Origin of the sequence: Crateriforma conspicua (assembly GCF_007752935.1) — a bacterium.
Taxonomy (GTDB): Bacteria; Planctomycetota; Planctomycetia; order Pirellulales; family Pirellulaceae; genus Crateriforma; species Crateriforma conspicua.
Window position 1 is genome coordinate 6,913,907 of record NZ_CP036319.1, and the last position, 18,070, is coordinate 6,931,976.

Genomic DNA, 18,070 nt, shown 5'->3' on the forward strand with positions numbered 1-18,070 from the left:
CTGGCGGGAATCGCCGACGATTCCTCCGACGACGAGGTGGTCAGTCGTTTTCTCAAACGACGACGCTCTCCTCGTTCTCCATCGAATCAGATCCCCACGCGAATTGGTCCCTACGTCATTACGGGGCCTCTGGCTCGAGGAGGGATGAGCACAGTTCACTTAGCACGTCACATCAACTTGGGGCGGCCGGTCGCGATCAAGTGGATGGAAAACTTCGCCGACCTTGACGGGGGCGTTGTGCCGCGGCACCAGGCCGAACTCGTTTTAAACGAATGGCGTGCCCACGGAAGGCTGAGCCATCCGAACATCGTTTCGGCAACCGACGCGGGCCTGATCAACCATCATCCCTTCCTTGTCATGGAATGGATCGACGGCCTCGACCTCTCAAGTTTAATCAAGACCACGGGACCGTTGCACGTCATCGACGCTTGCGAGATTGTTCGTCAGATGGCCAATGCTTTTGCATATGTTCATGACCACGGTGTGGTTCATGCTGACATCAAACCATCCAATGCGATGCTCGATCGCTCCGGCGTGGTCAAGGTGCTCGATCTTGGCACCGCCGCACTGGACGATCAAATGAGCGGCGAAAAACCTCAATTCGGGACGCTGGCATTCATGGCTCCCGAGCGGATCGAAGAGGCAGTCACGGATCCCAAGCCTGGCGAAAGTGTTCGTTTCAAGACTCGCAACGATCCAAATTCTGCCATTCGATCCGAGATCTACTCTCTCGGGTGCACGATGTATTTTCTGCTCAGCCAAAAATCACCCCACGAGAAATCGACGACCAGCGAGCTGAACGCCAGCAAAGTCCTCCAAGCGGTATCCCGGGGACCCGTTGCGATAACAATCACTCCGACACAGGGCAGTCCCGACCTTCGCGGACAAGCAACGAAACTCATCGAACGGCTACTCGCACCCAAGCCAAGCGACCGTTTCCAATCGATGCATGACATCGCTGAAGAACTCACAAGACTCATCCAGACCTTTGAGTCGGAAGCAACGCCCAATTTATCCCTGCTGATTCGTGATCGTGCGACCGAAAAGCCGCTGCCCGACGCGACGGGGCACACCGTCGGCATTACCGACCTTTTGGACAGTCCATCGAAACCGACTGCAGCTCGCAGACTAGCGTTGGTTGCGTGTTCGTGCCTCGCACTTGCTGTGATCGCTTATGGCTCGCTGCGTTGGCTTAATCGCAGCCACAGCCGATCATCTCCGAACCGCCTCGCGACTGCCCGCATCAAGGCCGATCAGGCCACATCAAACAGTTCGCCAATAACGCCCGACATTTCACCACCGGAGACTCTCTTATCCAAAAGAGGTGTTGGCTATACGGTTTTCGGACCGGAATACGCTTCGTTCTTAAAATATCGCCCCCAAGCAAACGTCGACTTCTTTTCAACATCCAAGCAGCTTCTCGGCCGCATGCAACGGCTGGATCCCACGATCACCAACGCGAGTATCACGACGGTTGCTCCCAGAGACCGAGTGATTCAAGCGGAGTGGTCCTATGACGGACGAAGACTGGCGGTGATTACGGAGCGTTATCACCTACGGATTTATCATTGGAACGGCCACCGACTTGAAATCGCCTACAAGACACGCGGCGAAGGTACATCCGGTTGGGTGAAAACGATCTGCTGGGATCCCAACGACGGTGCACTCATCGCGGCATCGCAAAGCTTTTTGGGTCGCTTTTACCTTACCGAGCCTAACAACTACCAAGTTGACATCCTGCGAGTTGCCTTTTCGGACATCGAATCGATCGACACACTCACAGACCAAGGCGACACCCTGCTTGCCGTCCAATCAGCCCAAAAGGTGCTACTTTATGACTTGCAAAGCGGAGACGTGATCACCGATTTCGCCAAGGATGAATCACTTGTCTTTGACGCCATGGGCGACGGGCCGAGTTGCCTATTGAAGCATCCACTTGGAATCGATCGATGGACGGTACAGCGGGTCGCATCGAAACAAGAACGCGGCCAAGGTAGTACTAAACGGTGGAATTTTTGGCGGACCCCGATCCAACTGGATCGTTGGAGAGAGGTTTCAGACATCCGGTTCCTCGCCGGGAACAAGTGCTTCTCTGTCACACGAAAGACCGACCTGGTCGTTCACTCATGGGATGACTTGCAATCGCTGGCCACCCACGATTTTGGACAAGCAAGACCTCTCCATCATCAGTGGCTGCCCTCGTCGGACGGCAGCTATCGCCGCCTTTTGCTGGCTGACCTTGTCGGCGCTCGACTGCTTGGTACTGACGACTTGTCGCCCGGTGACTCGATCGCGGTGAACAAACCGCTTCGGGAAACTCGCTGTGCCGGCGACCAACTTTACCTTTCCTTATTCGCACTGAACCCCACAACGAACGGCAACACGACTCAGCTTGCTGCCTTCTGGCGCGGCACCGCTGAGATTTGGGACAGTGATCTTCGCACCATCGCGTCGCTTCCCCAAACCCGCGCCTTTCGTCTTGCCGACCCACTACCCAATCAAAGCGGCTTTTCGATTTTTTGTAACGATGGCTCGGGTGTCTTCGTTGGATCGGATGGGAAGTTTATCAGTCGACCAGTACCGAGTCTCGCTCCCGGGGAACAAGATTGCAAAGTGATTCAAGAGAGCTTTCTCGATGGCTTCACGGGGACGCTGCACCAGTCGCGAACGCTGTCGAGTCGAATCTATTCTCGCCCCGTCGATCACTTGCTGAATTGGGACCAAAGCAAGACTCGTCACGCGTTTAGTTTCATCCCAAGTCTTGTGCGGTATGGCGTGAATGACGTTACGCAGGTTCCCGAAGCACACCGTAATCGCCCTTGGGGGTATTGCCGGCTAGCAGCCCGAGATTCGCAAGGCAACTCATCAACCATTCTGCTTGATTCGACGCAACGGACTTATCGACTTGCTTTTTCACGAGATGCCGACAGGTTTTGCCACTACACCGGAGAGGGGAGGTATCGCATCTACGAAGCTGACAATGAACACTTTCATTCCGTAGCATCGGGCTACCTCGCGCCGTTCGGCAATTGGACAAATGCACGAATCAGTCACGACGGAAAAACGATCTTTGTTGCGGGAAGCAGAAGTGATTCCATCACCGTCGTAGCGTTGCTGGCCCAAAACGCTCAAGAGATCTGGCGCTATCGATCCACGCGTTTGAAAAATCTGGCCCAAATCGCAATGACCGAATCGGGAAACCTGCTTGTTTGCAATGAACGAGAGTGGCTCGTCTTGGACAAAGAAACGGGCAAAGCAATCGAGACCATCGATACTCGTTTGATGTTTGGTTTTCGCCAAGACCGTGTCAGGCAAAGCTACATCGATCAGTCGATCATCAGTTGGCCCCGAACAAAGTATGTCCAACCACTCGCAATCTGGAGCCCGGATGTCAAGCTGCAATGCCTCGTGTTCGCATGCGGGAATGACCGCTGGATTTCGTTGACGCCGGACGGTCGCATCATCGACCAGACGGAGAGTGCAGTAGGAAGCGACCGAATGATTCGCAACTCTCAATCTTCAAGCGGCCAATGGATGCCGGCTGAATCGACCTCATCCGGATCAGCTTTCGCGGCTGCTGATTCACTGATCGTGGTGTGCCATCACGGCGACGATAATCAAACGCTGCACACATTCGCTGACGTGAACACTGGCCGGTGACCACGGTGATAATCACGTCAAGAACTGCCCCAAACTCAGATTCGATTGCAATATGAATTGAATCACGAAATCAGGCGAATCGAACGCTCGGATCAAACTCTGACTCAACAATCTTGATCGGGATGACGGTTTTTTCGTGTTCATCGACAGTCAGTTTCAAGAATCTATCTATGCCGCTGCCTCTTGGTCAGCCGCGCCCGCTGATTATGAAACGCCTTGATCCGTTCACACGATCGACGAGATTCGGCGTCCGGTCCGCAGGAGCCAAAGCAAACGGCGAATGAACATAGAGCGCATCAAAATGGCGAGAGCGCGATAGTTTTGCCGAAAACTGACTCACGCCCTACCAACAAGAGAGAGCCCAGGATCGTAGGCGGTGCCGGAAACACCGCAAAACAGGGCGGTTTTCGCGGGTCCAGCGGTTCGGACCCGAGAGCGAACTTGCGGGCCATGCCGAGTTCGCAAATTGAAAAGAGTACACCCGGAGGGATTCGAACCCCCAACCCTCGGTTCCGAAGGTCGGTCCCTCAATACCTGACTTTGTCGCAGTAAGTGGTTGACTGACAAATGGTTCTGTCGTTTGCGGGCTGAACACGCCCACTTCGAACTGGTCGCTATTTTACAGCGTTTTCCTGGCCCGTGTAGAGCTATCTCTGACGATCTCTGCCACTCGACGAATTCAGTTTGCGAATTCGTTTTTCAATTTCTGCCGGCGGTGGGCCAACCGGAAACCGTTGTTGTTCCGAGAGCGTGAGGTCGCCCGTGGATGCGTAGTCGAAGCATCGGTCGCAAAAACTCCAAGGGCTGTCTGGAGGAACTTCGTCAGCAAAGCGTTTACTCACAAGAAACGAACGCTGGCAGCAGTGGCAAACTCGCTCGATCTCTTTCGGCTCTGCCTCGAGTTCTTCGAACGTCGGCTCTAACGGCTGGCGAGGGCCACACATCTTTGCAACTTGTTCCGCATCGATCCCCAGAAGCGATCCCATTGCCTGGTAGAGCTCGTCAACCGAGTTAAATCTTGTCTTCATGATTCGCGGCTATGATTCTGACGCCCGTGATTTCAGCTTCTCATACAAACCCAGTTGATTCAGCATCAGACCTTTCAGGCTTTCGCGGATTTCGGCTGAGTTTAGTGCCCTGGTGCTAAGTTCAGACTGTACATCCATGGCATCGATAATGGCGTTCATGATTTCGTTGGTAAGATCTGGTGAATTCGCGAACTGTTCTTTGGAGTTACTGGCAGCCTGTTGCTGGAGCACTTCCGATTCCAGGACTTTTTCGTTCAATGTGGTTGCGTGTGACAACTGATCGCCATCGGTTGTGTCCGTGCCATAGATCTCGTTCAATTTCGAAATGATTTCGGTCAAATAGGCTTTTTCTTTCTCACGCACCACACCGCTGCCGATCTCGGTCATGGGGTTAAGCTTCGGAGCATCCTTGTCCGATAGCCCGAGATTCCGCTTTCCACGATTTCTCAACTTGTGGTGAGTCAGTTTGACTTCGGATAGATCCACGCCCTCTCGTTCTCGACCAAATTTGAGAAGTTTGACCAGGTATTTAAAAAAGATTGCTCGCTTCTCGAAGTCTGTATTTCCGTAGTTGAAGATCTGGGACAGGAACGTATACGCCCGGAGATAAGTCGAAATGTCGGAGCGCAATAGCACGAGGGCGTCCATTGTGTCTTTGGCCGCCTGGGCTGCTTTGTCGTCCTTGTTCTCAGTGGCTTCGACCCGAGCTGCCTTCGCGGCAGCGAATTTCTTCAGCAAGCGATCCGCAACCGGCGTGATCGCAGCTTCCAGTTGTTTCTGCTTTGAGTCTGGATTGAGTACAACTTTGACGACACGATCAATCTCGTGCTCATCGTAGTAGCCTTGTGCGTCTAGTTTCGTACGAAGGTCGAGAATTAGATTCGGGTCAGTCGCGTCGGCGAGCTGGGCCGTTGTGAAATACGTTTTGAATGAATCGAGAATCTCCGCAGGTTCATTGACGAAGTCGAGCACGTAGGTGTCGTCCTTGCCGGGATAACACCGATTGAGCCGCGAGAGTGTCTGCACCGCCTGGATCCCAGAAAGCCGTTTATCGACGTACATGCCACAAAGCAACGGCTGATCGAAGCCCGTCTGGAACTTATTTGCAACTAGCAGAATCTGAAATTGATCATCCTTGAAGGCTTCGGCGATGTTGCGTCCCTTCAAATCAGGGTTCAACTCCTTGCTGTTTTCCTTGAACGGCTCTGGCCCAGATTCTTTGTCGTTTACCTCACCGGAGAAGGCGACGAGCGTTTTCAGTGGATAGCCTTTCTCGTGGATGTATTTGTTGATTGCTAGCTGCCAGCGAACGGCTTCGACGCGGCTACTTGTCACAACCATTGCCTTGGCCCGGCCCTCCAGCAACGGAGCAACGGTTTCGCGAAAGTGCTCAACGACGATTTGCACCTTCTGGGCGATGTTATGTGGGTGCAGTCTGACCCATTTCATCAGACCTTTCACAGCGGTGCTGCGTTCCACTTCCGTGTCGTTCAGTTCTTTGCCAGCGTTGGCCAGTTTGAAAGCCAACTTGTAAGACGTGTAATTCTTCAAAACGTCCAGAATGAAGCCTTCTTCGATTGCCTGGCGCATCGAGTACACATGAAACGGCTCCGGAAGATTCCCCTCCCCCGCAGGGTGATCTGGATTTGGACGCCGACCAAAAAGCTCGAGGGTCTTGGCTTTAGGTGTTGCCGTGAAAGCAACATAGGTGATTCCGGTATCGGCTGATCGGGACGCCATTTGCGCGGTGAGAATATCTTCGCTGCTGATCGTCCCTCCGTCTTGAAGTTCCTGCTGTTCTTCGGCGGAGAGGATTGTCTTTAATTTGGAAGCAGCTTCTCCCGTTTGCGAACTGTGAGCCTCATCCGCGATCACCGCAAACTGCTTTCCCTGGGTCGCAGCGAGTTCCCGAACCGCCTCCAACGCAAACGGAAAGGTTTGTATCGTACAAACGACGATCTTTTTGTCCCCGGACAAAGCTTCGGCCAGCTCGGCACTCTTGCTGCCTTGGTCGCCCTTGATCGTAGCCACAACGCCCGCCGTTCTCTCGAAGCTGTAGATTGCATCCTGGAGCTGTCCGTCGATGACTCGGCGGTCAGAAACGACGAGCACGGTATCGAAGATCTTTTTGTTGTTCTCATCGTGAAGATCCGCGAGGAAGTGGGCCGACCAAGCGATTGAGTTCGTTTTTCCGGAACCTGCTGAGTGCTGAATCAGGTATTTCTGACCAGCCCCTTCGCGGAGAACTGCTTGCTGAAGCTTTCGAGTTGCATCGAGTTGATGGTAGCGAGGGAAGATCAACTTCTTGATTTGCTTCTTTTGGTCTTTTTCAGCCACCATGTATCGGCCGAGGATCTCCAACCAGCTGTCACGATTCCACACCTGCTCCCACAAATACGAGGTGCGGTGACCATTCGGATTGAGGGGATTGCCGGATGCACCGTTGACACCTAGATCAAATGGAAGGAAGTCGGTCGCGAACCCGGCAAGTTTCGTCGTCATTCTCACATGGCTACTGCTCACCGCGAAATGTACGAGGGCTCCCGATGGAAATGCCAGGAGTGGTTCTGAACCTTGACCCTTCGGATGTGGGTTGCGATCTTTCTTGTACTGGTAGACGGCGTCGTCGATGCTCTGCGTGTTGTCTGTCTTAATCTCAACCGTAGCGACAGGGATGCCATTTAGAAACAGCACAAGGTCGATGCTGTTCTCGTTATTCAGCGAATAACGAACTTGGCGGACAACTCGCAGCCGATTGGCGGCATACCGCTTCATGATGTCCGGGTTCATCGCAAGAGCCGGCTTGAATTGGGCCATTCGCAACGGCTTTCGAAGTCCTAATACGTCAAATCCGTTACGGATGACGTGGAGCGTACCGCTTTGGTCGAGACAGTCACGCAGACGTTGGAGCAACACGGCTTCAGCGGTAGATCCATGGTTCTTGGTCAGCGTCTTCCAAGCGTCCGGATCGGTTTCTTGTACCCAGGCGACGGCGTCTAGAGGAAAAAGAGCGAGCTTACGGTCGTATTGATCTGCAGCTTTCTCCGCGTACAGCCAGCCGTGTGAGGCGAGGTGATCGCAGATGTCGTTCTCGAATTCGATCTCTTTGTGGAGGTTCATGCCGCAGCCTCCTTTGAACCAAATTCACGAACATCGATCTTTCCGGTGACGGCTGCGGAGATGAGGGCGGTGCGGCGTTCTCGAAGAAGTTCGATGGCTCGTTCGGCTTCCGACTGAAGCGTGTCAAACCGCTTGCACTGTAAAGCTAATTCACGAACAATCTCCACTTGCTCAGAAACCGGCGGCAATGCTATCGCAAAACATTTCAGTTTTGATTGCGGCAAGTTATTCGCAAGTCCTTCTGCGCCACTAATGGATTGCTCGATCTGTGCCCGCATCAATTTTGAGTTGAAAACTGCGACAAAGAACTCGGGCTCCATCGTGTCCGCGAGGTGAATCCGGAACGTCTTGTCTGACAGCATTAGATGAGGACGAACGTCGTAGACGAATGCGGTTGCACCAACGAGATCGGATGATCCGCTGGCCCGCGACATCAGCACGTCGCCCCGCTTTACTTCGTACTCGACAATCGGTTCCAGGTCTTCCGGCAACGCCTTATTCTCAGTTGCCGAAAACACGCCTCGGTTGACGCATCCAGTCTTCAATATTCCCCATTCGTGTTCACCTGCGGGACGAGACTCGCATTGTGGACTCCAGCCTTGTTCAATCCCAGCAAGTACTCGGCGAACGGAAACAACGGCCCAATGCTGCGGGACATGGCCGAGCCATTGGTTTCCGGAAGGTTTCATTGGGGCGTTTTTGTCTAATCCTTTAGTCACTGCGTGACTGACGACCGCCCGACGCTTTTCCTGCAGCAGCTTAATCAAACGACGCTGCTCCGAAACCAACGTGTCAATCTTTAAAGTTTCAGAATCGAGGAATGAGGCGATATTTTTTTGTTCGTCTGGCGGTGGAAGCGGAATCGGGATTGTCTTTAGAATGTCCCAGCTGATAGATCGCCGATGTTCAAGGATCCCGTTTCCGTAAGACTGTGCGTATTGTTGGAAGCCGCCTATTTCAAAGATCCGGAACGCATAGCGAGAATAAATAACGTCTTCACTCGGTGTCAAAACGATGTACACCGGGCTACAAACGCCACGATATGTAGATACGCCGTACGAACCAATGTAGTAGTTCATACTATTGATGACGAAGTCGCCTTCGTTGACCACCTTGCACTTCGTCAGGTCTTCCGGCTTCTTGTTCCCAATGTCCCCTTTATCTGCATACGGAATGACGCCTACGTTCGCCATCAAAGACAGGTAGTCATTGCACTTGCCTTCATCGTTTCGTTCAGTTCGTTCAGTAACGATCGCCCTGCACGGTGGGACGTCCCAGTGGGAAGGGACTTCACCCAACCAACCGATGTCGGTCGCCTTGTAGTCTGTGTAAGCTGGAAAACTCATTGCGAAAGTTCTCCAATCATCTCGACGATCCGATCGGTGACTCTTTTCAGTTCCTTGTTGATCTCCGCCAGCTCACGAGGCGGTTTGAACACGTAGAAATGACGGTTGAACGGGATCTCGTAGCCGATCTTCGTCTTCTCTTCGTCAATCCAGGCGTCAGGAACGTGCGGCTTAACCTCTCGCTCAAAATACTCGTGGATGTCTTCCCCCAATGGGACTTCTTCGGTGTCTCGCAGTTTCGAGTCGGGCTTGGGCTGGCCTTTCTTTTTGCCTCGCGTTTCGAGCTGCGGCTGGCCGTCTTCATCCAGCAGCGGTCGCTCGACCGTGATCGTCTGGTAGCCAAAGTCGGTGGTCTTGAAGATGCGGCTGATGGGGACGGGTGGCCTTCCGTTTTCGCTCTTGTAACCTGCAGCTAATTTCTTCGGGCTAATGGGCTCGCGGGTTTCGGGATCGACGTGGACTTCTTTTGCTTCACCGAACAGGCGTGTAATCTCGGCAATGTGTTGGTCGCTCAATTCCTTTCGTTTGCTACCGAGACTCTTTCGCATTTTCTGCCACATCTCGCTGGCATCGATCAGCTGTACTTTGCCCTTACGGTGTTTGGGCTTGCGATTAGTCACGATCCAGATGTAGGTGCTGATTCCAGTGTTGTAGAACATGTCGGTCGGCAGACCGATGATGGCTTCGAGCAAATCGTTCTCCAGAACGTAGCGGCGAATTTCTGATTCACCCGAACCCGCACCCCCGGTAAACAACGGCGAGCCGTTAAGAACAATGCCAAAGCGACTACCTCCGTCTTTGGTTGGTCGCATTTTGGAAATGAGGTGCATCAGGAACAGCAGCGAACCATCGCTGACTCGAGGAAGCCCTGGGCCGAAGCGACCGTTGAAGCCGTCGTCTTTATGCTCCTTCTTGATTGCTTTCTGAATCTTTTTCCATTCGACGCCAAACGGCGGATTTGAAAGCATGTAGTCAAATTGCTCGTCCGGCAGGCCATCGTCCGACAACGTATTGCCGTGGATGATGTTGCTAATGTCCTGCCCCTTGATCAACATGTCGGCTTTGCAGATGGCGTAGGACTCACCATTGAGTTCCTGGCCGTACATCACGAGACGGGCATCCGGATTCTGACCGCTCAGATGATCTTCCGCCACCGACAGCATGCCTCCGGTTCCGGCGGTGGGGTCATACAGCGAACGGACAATTCCAGGTTTGGTCAATGCGTCATCATCTTCGATGAAAAGCAGATTGACCATCAACCGTATCACTTCTCGCGGGGTGAAGTGTTCCCCGGCGGTCTCGTTGCTGATTTCTGCAAACTTGCGGATCAGTTCTTCAAAGACGTAACCCATTTTTTCGTTACTGACGACTTCGGGATGAAGATCGATATTGGCGAACTTTTCCGTGACCAGATAAAGCAGGTTAGCTTTGTCGAGCCTTTGCACCTGGGTATAAAAATCGAAGCACTCGAAAATGTCTCGCACTGCCGGCGAGAAAGCTTGGATGTAGGAGAACATGTTCTCGGCGATGTTATCCTGGTCGCCCATCAGCTTTTTCATGTCGAGAGGTGAAGTGTTGTAGAACAACTGCTTCGCCTTCTTCAGCAGGAATGGCTCCGGGTTGAGTCCCGCGGCTTCCCGTTTTTCTTTCTCTGCAAGCACGGCCTCTTTTGTCGGCTCCAGAACGCAGTCCAGTCGACGCAGGACCGTGAACGGCAAGATCACTCGCCCATACTCGGACTGCTTGTAGTCGCCTCGCAGCAGATCGGCAACGGACCAAATGAAAGAAGAAAGGTTTTGCTGGTTCATATGGTCAATCGGTTCCTGTGTGCATTTCTTTCGTTGAATTCCATCATTTCGACCTCCGCGATACTGGCTTAGCCACGGAGTCGAGCAGCTTCTGCAGATCTTTTCTGCGGAACAGACGATAGTTGTTCATCGGGTTGATTTGGACTGGGATTTTCCCGTGCTTAGCCCAAGTCCGAAGTGTGTTCTGGCTGACGCCCAAAAACTCCGCTGCCTCTGCCGTCTTCAGGTACTCGCTTAGCTTTTCAGTCATTTGCTTCCCTGTCGGTCGAGGGAGACGGTTGAATCGCATCAGACTCAAAGGGTAGCAAAGTCTGCAGACGGATTCGATCACAGAGAGAACTGTTTGTCTTCCGCAAACCGAAATTTTCGTTGCCCTGCCATATCCGGCGACAGAAAAGACTCGACTACCCAATGTCCGCACCCCTAGAGTTGAGTAAGGGCCAACTCAAGGGCTCTCTTCACGTCGGCATTTGATGGACTCTTCGCGCCGCGAATCTTCGCGATGACCTCCCCTGCTTCCGTTTTAATCGTCTTCGAAAAAATTCGTTCTTTGGACTGTTTCTTTCGACCCGACTTCCTCTGCTTTGTCGCCGCTGACACTCGCTTCTGCGCTTCTGCGGCCGAGATCCCTTTGGTACGCGCTTCCTCAATGAAGGCCGCCTGTTCCTCTTTGTCTTTCAGTCGGGCAGCTTCTCTTGCAACACCAAACGAAATTCTTCCAGCAACGATGTCGGATTGAACACTTGGATCGAGTGTCAGGAGGCGAATGTGTCGCATTACGGTCGTTTCATTGATCCCTACTCGCTTTGCAAGATCGCGCGTGGTGTATCCGTTCTTCTCAATGACGTCCTTAAAAGCTTTCGCAAGTTCGATTGGGTTCAAATTCTTCCGGGCATGGTTCTCTGCAAGCTGAAGTTCAGCGATCTCCCCTTCTGAAATGTCATCTGGCCGAACGTCACAAGTGATGGTCTTCCATCCGAGAATGGTCGCAGCCCGGTATCGTCTTTCGCCGGCGATGATCACGTAGCTCGCTCGCCGGTTTTCCCACCTGACCAGAATCGGCGCTATAAGCCCGCCAGAGGACATACTGTCTGCTAGCTCCCTCAGCTCCTCTTCGTCGAAGATCTCCCGATGCTGGGCGTCTGCGACGATTTTAGAGAGGGGTATGGTTTGAAAGCCTTTTGCTCGGGTGGTTCCCTCGAATTTCTTGTTCCTGGTCGGGTGCTCGACGATGTTGGGTCCACTCCCCTCACCGCCTCCGACTGATTCTCGAAAACTGCCACCGAATCTTGATCGAAGTTTCTCTGCCTTTGATGCCACTACGCTGCCCCCCTTGCGATTGATTTTTGCGTTTCCAGATCCACTCGCTCGACGATCTCATGGAGAAGATCCCGAATGATGCCGGCTTCCGACGAATTCGGACTCTCGTGCGTGATCGGCCTGTGGGCGTGCTGCGTGTTCTGAAATTCCGTGCGGCGATAGATCACCGTGTCGAAGACCTGGGAGCCATAGAGCTGGCGGAGCTCTTCTTCCATGATGCGGTGCTGGGTGGTCCTCGCATCCATGTTGTTGATGAAGTAACCAAGATCGACGAGTTCTGAGTTCCCGTTTCGAAGGGCATAGTGAAGCCGCTGCTTCACGTCGAGCACTCCTTCGCAGGAATTTTTCTCTGGCTGCACTGGGGTGACGACGAAGTCGCTTGCCATGAGGGCAGCCCAGGCGAGCAGGTTTGAAACGTTTGGCGGAGTATCGATCAGGATCAAATGGAAGTCTCCCCTCACCGCCTCAACCAGGTCTCGAACGGCAAACTGCATCTCGCCACGTTCGGTCGGGTTTGGAAGATCGAATGGCTCAAGAAAATCTGAGCTCGGAGCGATGTCGATTTCGTCCACTTTCGTCTTGTGGATGATTTCTGAGTACTCGGGGTCTCTTGATTCGTCGAACAGGGCAGCCGTTGTCTGGTAGGGGCGAAGTCGTGAAACGAAGTCTCGCCCGAAGAAGTTTTTGCTGACGCTCGCTTGGGGGTCGAGGTCAATGACGAGGACTTTGCCACCGTGCTCTGCACAGGCTCCGGCAAGGTTTTGGCTCATCAAAGTTCGGCCCACACCGCCTTTTCTGGCATAGAGGGTAAGAACAAATGCTGACACGATCCTCCTTGGCTTCTTTTGCGCCTGCCAGTGGCAGGCGTGCTGTTTTTCTAAATGATTCCAGTTGGTTGCGCGTGTTTTCGCTGTTCAACTTCTGAAATCGTGCCTGAGTTCACTTATGCACCAAGAAAGTCGGGGATGGCAAGCAGAATGTGACCGCCTGCCCGGGGCAGGCGATTCAATTTCCCCTGGCAAAAACCACCTCACCACAAGATTTGTTGCATCGAACCTGGACACATGCTTTAAGTGGTTTGAAGTATCAGACGGGGATCGGAATGTCCATCAAAAGCGACCACGAGAGAGGCATTGCAGAACACCATCGACTTGGTGACGGAGAGATTCCAGGCCCACTCCATTACCGTAATTTCGAACACAGTTTCCCGTACTCTCGAACACAGTACTACCGTAATTTCGAACACAGTCTACCGGCATTTCGAACACAGTTGCGGGCTGGATCGGCTGCGATTCCAGCGGGTTATGCTGGCCTAAAAGAAAGAAAAGAATCAAGAAAAGCAACAACAGGGAAGTTGCTGTCTTTGGGTTGGTCTGTATGAAGGCAAACGAGAAAGACAAGCACTGGTTCTATGGACTAGGTGAGGGAATGGACCAGGAAGGGCTGAACCTGGTCGAGTTCCCATTCGCTCTTCTCGCACGATCGGTGAAAGGTCAGAAAAGCATTACCTTCAAAGACACAATTCGAGACTCTTCAACCAAAGAAGAGATCGAAAGATCACTTACGATTTCGGCGAACGTCGAAAGCGATCTGCCGAACTACTTCGACCAAGATGCACTCGTTGGCCTCAGCACGCTCGCATGGAGGAAGAACGGTTTCAAAAAGATCACGGTCGATTTCACCATCTACGAGCTGTTGAAACTGATGAAGCTCCGAGATGCTGGTGCGAACTATGCTCGAATCGCGAAGTCACTCGACAACTGGCAGGGCCTTCGATTCAAGTGGTCACATTGGCGAGTAGGGGATTCGTGGACGAATCCAAGTGCCACCGTTCTGATTCAGGATTACGATCTCACTCGCCGTGGCAATCGAGAGCCCCAGGCCCCACAAGTTTTCACCTGGAGCAGGCTCTATTTCGAGGCGATGCAGGACGGGAACCGAAAACCATTCGACGCCGATTTCTATTTCGAGCTCGGAAAGCCAACGACACGCAGGATGTTTCGCTTCTTGGAAAAGCGATTCTGGAACCGAGTCAGCTACAACTATCCGATCAAAGATTTCTGCACCCAAAAACTCAGATTAGGTGAGAAGTACCCGTCGCAGTACCCGCGAGTGATCAATGAAGCGTACGAGGATTTGGCCGATCGTGGCTTCCTGAAAAAGCTTCCCGAGTCGGCTCGTTACACGAAGAAGAGAGACGGCACCCTGTACGTCAACTTTGAGCGCGGTAGCGGTCGAAGGCGAGCTGTTTCAGTGCCAAGAGAACTGCCACGCGAAGAAGAAAAGAAAACGCCGTCATCGCCAATTTTGGAGCGTCTCGTTGATCTCGGTGTCGGCAATAAGGTGGCAGCAAGGCTGGCAGAAACGAAGGCAGAAAGCTGTGATCGCCAGATCCAGTATCTCGAATTCAAATTGGCCTCGGGCTGGAAGCCGAAGAAGGGGACGGGCGGCTATCTCGTGGCAGCGATCGAGGGTGATTATTCACCGCCTGAAGGATTCATCTCTGAAGTGGAGAAGAAGGCGAAGTCTGCCGTCGAGAAAAAGCGGAAGCGGCTCGAAGAAAAGCGAAACGCTGCTCGAAAACTCAGAGAGAACGCACAAGAAGAACAAGCACAGCGGGAACTCGATCAGTACATAATGAGCCTCTCAGAAGCAGAGCTGGATCAGTTCTATGCAGCGGCAAAAGCAAAAAATCGCCTTGCGATGGAGTTCTTTCAGCGGGCAATCGATGCCGGCAAGAACGACGACGCATCATCCATCCTCGCGAAGATTCTTCAGAATCATTTTAAGGAAACAGTTTTACGTGGTCGTCGAATTAGAAAAACGCCGTGATGGAAGCTTGCGTGCAAGAATGCGCGTGGGTCAAATCACACGCTGACGATCATTCGTCGGGCAGGCGATCCCCGGTAAACTCGATCTCATCAATCGAGCTAAGGGGAGGGGCGGCAGCTACCGCCCCCTTGTCGCCGCCTTTCGAGCTGGATGCGTGGAGACGCGCTTGTCCAGTTCAAAGGAGGCTCGTCGGAGTAATACCAGATCCGGCCTCGTCTTCCCTGGTATGGAAGGCAGCCAATTCTCTGGAGTAATACCGGCGTTCTATCCTATGGCTGTGTTTGATCTTTTTCAGCACGAATCAGGGCGAGGCGGAAAGACCTAGTTCACTCAGTGGAACTAGGCCGTTCTCGGACAAAGTGGGTGAGGCAATGGATGTGCGTAATCCCACGACGGGGGTCGAGGTCTTGCAATTGCGAGATCCTTCAACCGTGCTGGCGTCGGGAGCTCTGAGCCTGGTGACAGGCCAGACCGAAGTGTGACCACTTCGGGGATCGGGCTAAAAACCTGACCGTGAAAAGCTCAACGATGAAAGGCCCAACCGAACTTAGGTGTGGGAGGGCTTGCCAGTGAATCATCTGCGGAGACGGTGCCAAACCGTGAAAATCTGCTGCGGTGTGCGAGGGACGATTCGCACATGGGTACCCCAAGCTTCTGTTTTCGTAGGGGGAAATCGGTGGCAGTTCTGCCACCGGAAACTATGGCATGCCGGAAGGCAGCACATACCGCAACGGACCGGGAGGTAACACTCCCTAACAACGTGACCCAGATGATGAAGTCCTTGAACTAACGCCGGAACCACTGCGGCCTCCGGGAGTAGCGTCCCGGTGCTTGGCTCGGTCAGCCAAGTGATTAAAAAGCCGTACTGTGGGGGAGTGTGTCCCAAGTAGAAGCCGGCGGGAGCCGGGCGGTGTGAAAGCCGAAGGGTTTTCGAGTGAAGCGAAAGCGACACTTTGCGGCACGGCAGTCGTGACCCGTTCCATGGCCAAGGGTGATGTCTTGGTCGGACGACGAAAGGGGTGAGAGGCATTTGCCTCGACGAATGATTGAGAAACGACGAAAGTCGTTTGCCCTGGCGGGCAGCAGAAAGCGGTCAGTAGTGGCTCCTTCGGGAGGAGCGGCCACTACTGATAGCCATTCTGACTACGAACACCCGAGGTGCGTTCGCGCACCGCGAAGGTTCGAAGAAAGGGAACCAGGCTCGAGTGCTATGAATTGCACGAGAGCACAGAGGAAAACAGCGTGCGCCGCACGTTTGCAGCGAGATTCGGGAATCGGCGTTTCGTATTCGCCGGCCTGAATCTCGACCTCCTCTTTCGGTTTTTGGCTTCGAGAGCTGAGCCTCAATCAGCTCTCTTTCCTTTCGCTGCGATTTCGGGCAATAGCCATCTATGGCTTATCGGTGCGAAGTAGATTCAGCCGAGGGAATGGTTCAGCTGATTGCCACGAACTATCTTCGCCACGGCTATTTTTGGTACGTGACAGGGAGAATCCCGGTCGGGAAAGATCCGCTCAAAACTGACAAGAAACTGATCGAAAAATACGGAATCGATGTCTCCCCATGGGAGCGAACCAGACGCAGAAAGGCTGGGCTCGCGAACGTTCAGTATGCTCGGTTTAAAGACTGGTTCATTCTCCTCGTGACCGAAGGTCATCACCAGATCCGACAGCCTGAGGATCGGGGAGGGGAAAAGAACCAGCTTCGGGATTGCCGCCGGGTGCCGATCAAGTTTGCCGGCTATTCGATCTCGTACCGGCGATCGGGTGTGACAGAAAAGGGGAAGCCATTGAAGTGGCACGCCCATGTCCGCATCGATCGGCCAACGTACAAGCAACTGAAAGCCCACTTTGCGGGCGTTGCTTGTCACCGGTCACCGGAGAATCTGGGGGAAGAGCTTGGAAAGCTACCCTTCGCGAGGTACGCCCCAGTGCGGCGACAGCTTCTGAATTTGCTTCGAACGGCAAACAAGAAGCGACAGTCGCAGGGGTATCAGCCAGTTCCCGTCGAAGCACTTCGTCTGAGGCGAGGGCAGGTGAAGATCTATCGAGATCCGAGCTAGTCTGTTTCGTCGAAAAAATCTTGTGACAATTCAACGATATCGTACGATCGGGAGACAGAAACACCGATGCGGTGATCAATCATGAGCCGAGCCAGCTCTTCTCCGTCGATCAGCACCACCTTTTTTCCTTCAATTCGATCAACATAGTCCTGAGCGTCGGGACTGAAGTGGCTTGTGGTGATGATCACCCCCTTTCTGCTCCGGTGTAAATCCATGCTTCCAACAAATTCCTGCACGGTCTTTCTTCCCACAACGTTCGCCCAGCGTTTCGCCTGGATGCAAACGGTATCAAGACCAAGCTTGTCTTCGTAGATGATGCCGTCTATGCCGCCGTCACCACTACGCGGAGTTACAACTCCACGGCCTCGGACACCCCCATATCCCATCCCTCGGAGTAGTTTGACTACGACCTTTTCAAAGAAAAATGGATCGCTATTGCGAAGAGTTTCAAGGAGTTCGCCCGTGAGTTGAGTGATTATCTCTGCGTACGCCGAATCGATCGACTCTTCCGGAGTTGATTTTTGTGGGACATCCGGTGACTCGGAGTCAGTTTTGCCCTGTTCACGAGTTTGGGTAGTAAATTCGCGGAACTCTTCGAACCGATTGAGTAAAGCTGAGTCTATTCGTTCCGGCTCTTGATCGAGGATTTCAGATCCTCGCCCAGTGATCTTCACAAAGCCTCTTTTTGGCGAATCGAGGAGTCCGGCTTTCTTCAGGTAAGTACGTGCCCAACCGATGCGGTTGTGAAACAGTCGTTGTTGGCCGCTGGGCAACAACTGGGAACGTTCATCTTCGGTGAGCGAGAAAACATCCGCTAATTGATCGTAGAGGCTCCGCAATCGGTGTTCGTCCCCATCGGCGATTGCCTGAAGTAGGGGAAGCATGCAGTCTTGGTA

11 protein-coding genes are annotated in these 18,070 nt (G+C 53.2%); 2 read left to right on the plus strand and 9 right to left on the minus strand.

The features are described from left to right. Positions 1-36: 36 nt before the first annotated feature. Positions 37-3,660: a serine/threonine-protein kinase gene (locus Mal65_RS25160; protein WP_261343550.1), complete on the plus strand. Its 3,624-nt coding sequence runs from the start codon at positions 37-39 to the stop codon at positions 3,658-3,660. Between the two features lie 647 nt (positions 3,661-4,307). Here Mal65_RS25160 and Mal65_RS26740 read toward each other — a convergent pair. From Mal65_RS26740 to Mal65_RS25190, 7 genes are all read right to left on the minus strand, one after another. Then, positions 4,308-4,688, minus strand: a complete 381-nt coding sequence (locus tag Mal65_RS26740) for a hypothetical protein (RefSeq protein WP_165701523.1) — start codon at positions 4,686-4,688, stop codon at positions 4,308-4,310. Positions 4,689-4,697: 9 nt separating this feature from the next. Then, on the minus strand, positions 4,698-7,808 hold the full coding sequence (locus Mal65_RS25165; protein WP_145304134.1) for a type I restriction endonuclease subunit R: 3,111 nt from the start codon (positions 7,806-7,808) through the stop codon (positions 4,698-4,700). Continuing rightward, positions 7,805-9,154 carry a restriction endonuclease subunit S gene (locus Mal65_RS25170; RefSeq protein ID WP_145304135.1) on the minus strand — a complete coding sequence of 450 codons (1,350 nt, stop codon included), beginning with the start codon at positions 9,152-9,154 and terminating at the stop codon, positions 7,805-7,807. Before Mal65_RS25170 ends, Mal65_RS25165 begins: the two co-directional genes overlap by 4 nt. Next, positions 9,151-10,962: a type I restriction-modification system subunit M gene (locus Mal65_RS25175; RefSeq protein ID WP_145304137.1), complete on the minus strand. Its 1,812-nt coding sequence runs from the start codon at positions 10,960-10,962 to the stop codon at positions 9,151-9,153. Before Mal65_RS25175 ends, Mal65_RS25170 begins: the two co-directional genes overlap by 4 nt. Positions 10,963-11,005: 43 nt before the next feature. Continuing rightward, positions 11,006-11,251, minus strand: a complete 246-nt coding sequence (locus Mal65_RS27585) for a MerR family transcriptional regulator (protein WP_390621930.1) — start codon at positions 11,249-11,251, stop codon at positions 11,006-11,008. Between the two features lie 134 nt (positions 11,252-11,385). Further along, a complete protein-coding gene (locus Mal65_RS25185; protein ID WP_165701524.1) occupies positions 11,386-12,282 on the minus strand; it encodes a ParB/RepB/Spo0J family partition protein in 897 nt (298 codons plus the stop codon). Beyond that, positions 12,282-13,109 (minus strand): ParA family protein, encoded by an 828-nt coding sequence (locus tag Mal65_RS25190; protein WP_261343503.1) that lies wholly within the window; start codon positions 13,107-13,109, stop codon positions 12,282-12,284. Before Mal65_RS25190 ends, Mal65_RS25185 begins: the two co-directional genes overlap by 1 nt. Before the next feature lie 550 nt (positions 13,110-13,659). On the opposite strand from Mal65_RS25190, the gene Mal65_RS25195 reads away from it, so the two are divergent. After that, positions 13,660-15,114, plus strand: a complete 1,455-nt coding sequence (locus tag Mal65_RS25195; protein ID WP_145304145.1) for a replication initiator protein A — start codon at positions 13,660-13,662, stop codon at positions 15,112-15,114. 1,415 nt (positions 15,115-16,529) lie between these two features. On the opposite strand, the gene Mal65_RS25200 is transcribed toward Mal65_RS25195, so the two are convergent. Together Mal65_RS25200 and Mal65_RS25205 are read right to left on the minus strand one after the other, a co-directional pair. Next, positions 16,530-16,982 (minus strand): hypothetical protein, encoded by a 453-nt coding sequence (locus Mal65_RS25200; RefSeq protein ID WP_145304147.1) that lies wholly within the window; start codon positions 16,980-16,982, stop codon positions 16,530-16,532. Positions 16,983-17,170: 188 nt separating this feature from the next. Next, positions 17,171-18,058: a restriction endonuclease gene (locus Mal65_RS25205; RefSeq protein WP_231131247.1), complete on the minus strand. Its 888-nt coding sequence runs from the start codon at positions 18,056-18,058 to the stop codon at positions 17,171-17,173. Positions 18,059-18,070 lie beyond the last annotated feature (12 nt).

What these genes read in the sequence shown, in the direction of transcription:
- Mal65_RS26740 (WP_165701523.1), bottom strand. Translation starts at nt 4,688, where the DNA reads ATGAAGACAAGATTTAACTCGGTTGACGAGCTCTACCAGGCAATGGGA.
- Mal65_RS25170 (WP_145304135.1), bottom strand. Translation starts at nt 9,154, where the DNA reads ATGAGTTTTCCAGCTTACACAGACTACAAGGCGACCGACATCGGTTGG.
- Mal65_RS25205 (WP_231131247.1), bottom strand. Translation starts at nt 18,058, where the DNA reads ATGCTTCCCCTACTTCAGGCAATCGCCGATGGGGACGAACACCGATTG.
- Mal65_RS25195 (WP_145304145.1), top strand. Translation starts at nt 13,660, where the DNA reads ATGAAGGCAAACGAGAAAGACAAGCACTGGTTCTATGGACTAGGTGAG.
- Mal65_RS25175 (WP_145304137.1), bottom strand. Translation starts at nt 10,962, where the DNA reads ATGAACCAGCAAAACCTTTCTTCTTTCATTTGGTCCGTTGCCGATCTG.
- Mal65_RS27585 (WP_390621930.1), bottom strand. Translation starts at nt 11,251, where the DNA reads ATGCGATTCAACCGTCTCCCTCGACCGACAGGGAAGCAAATGACTGAA.
- Mal65_RS25165 (WP_145304134.1), bottom strand. Translation starts at nt 7,808, where the DNA reads ATGAACCTCCACAAAGAGATCGAATTCGAGAACGACATCTGCGATCAC.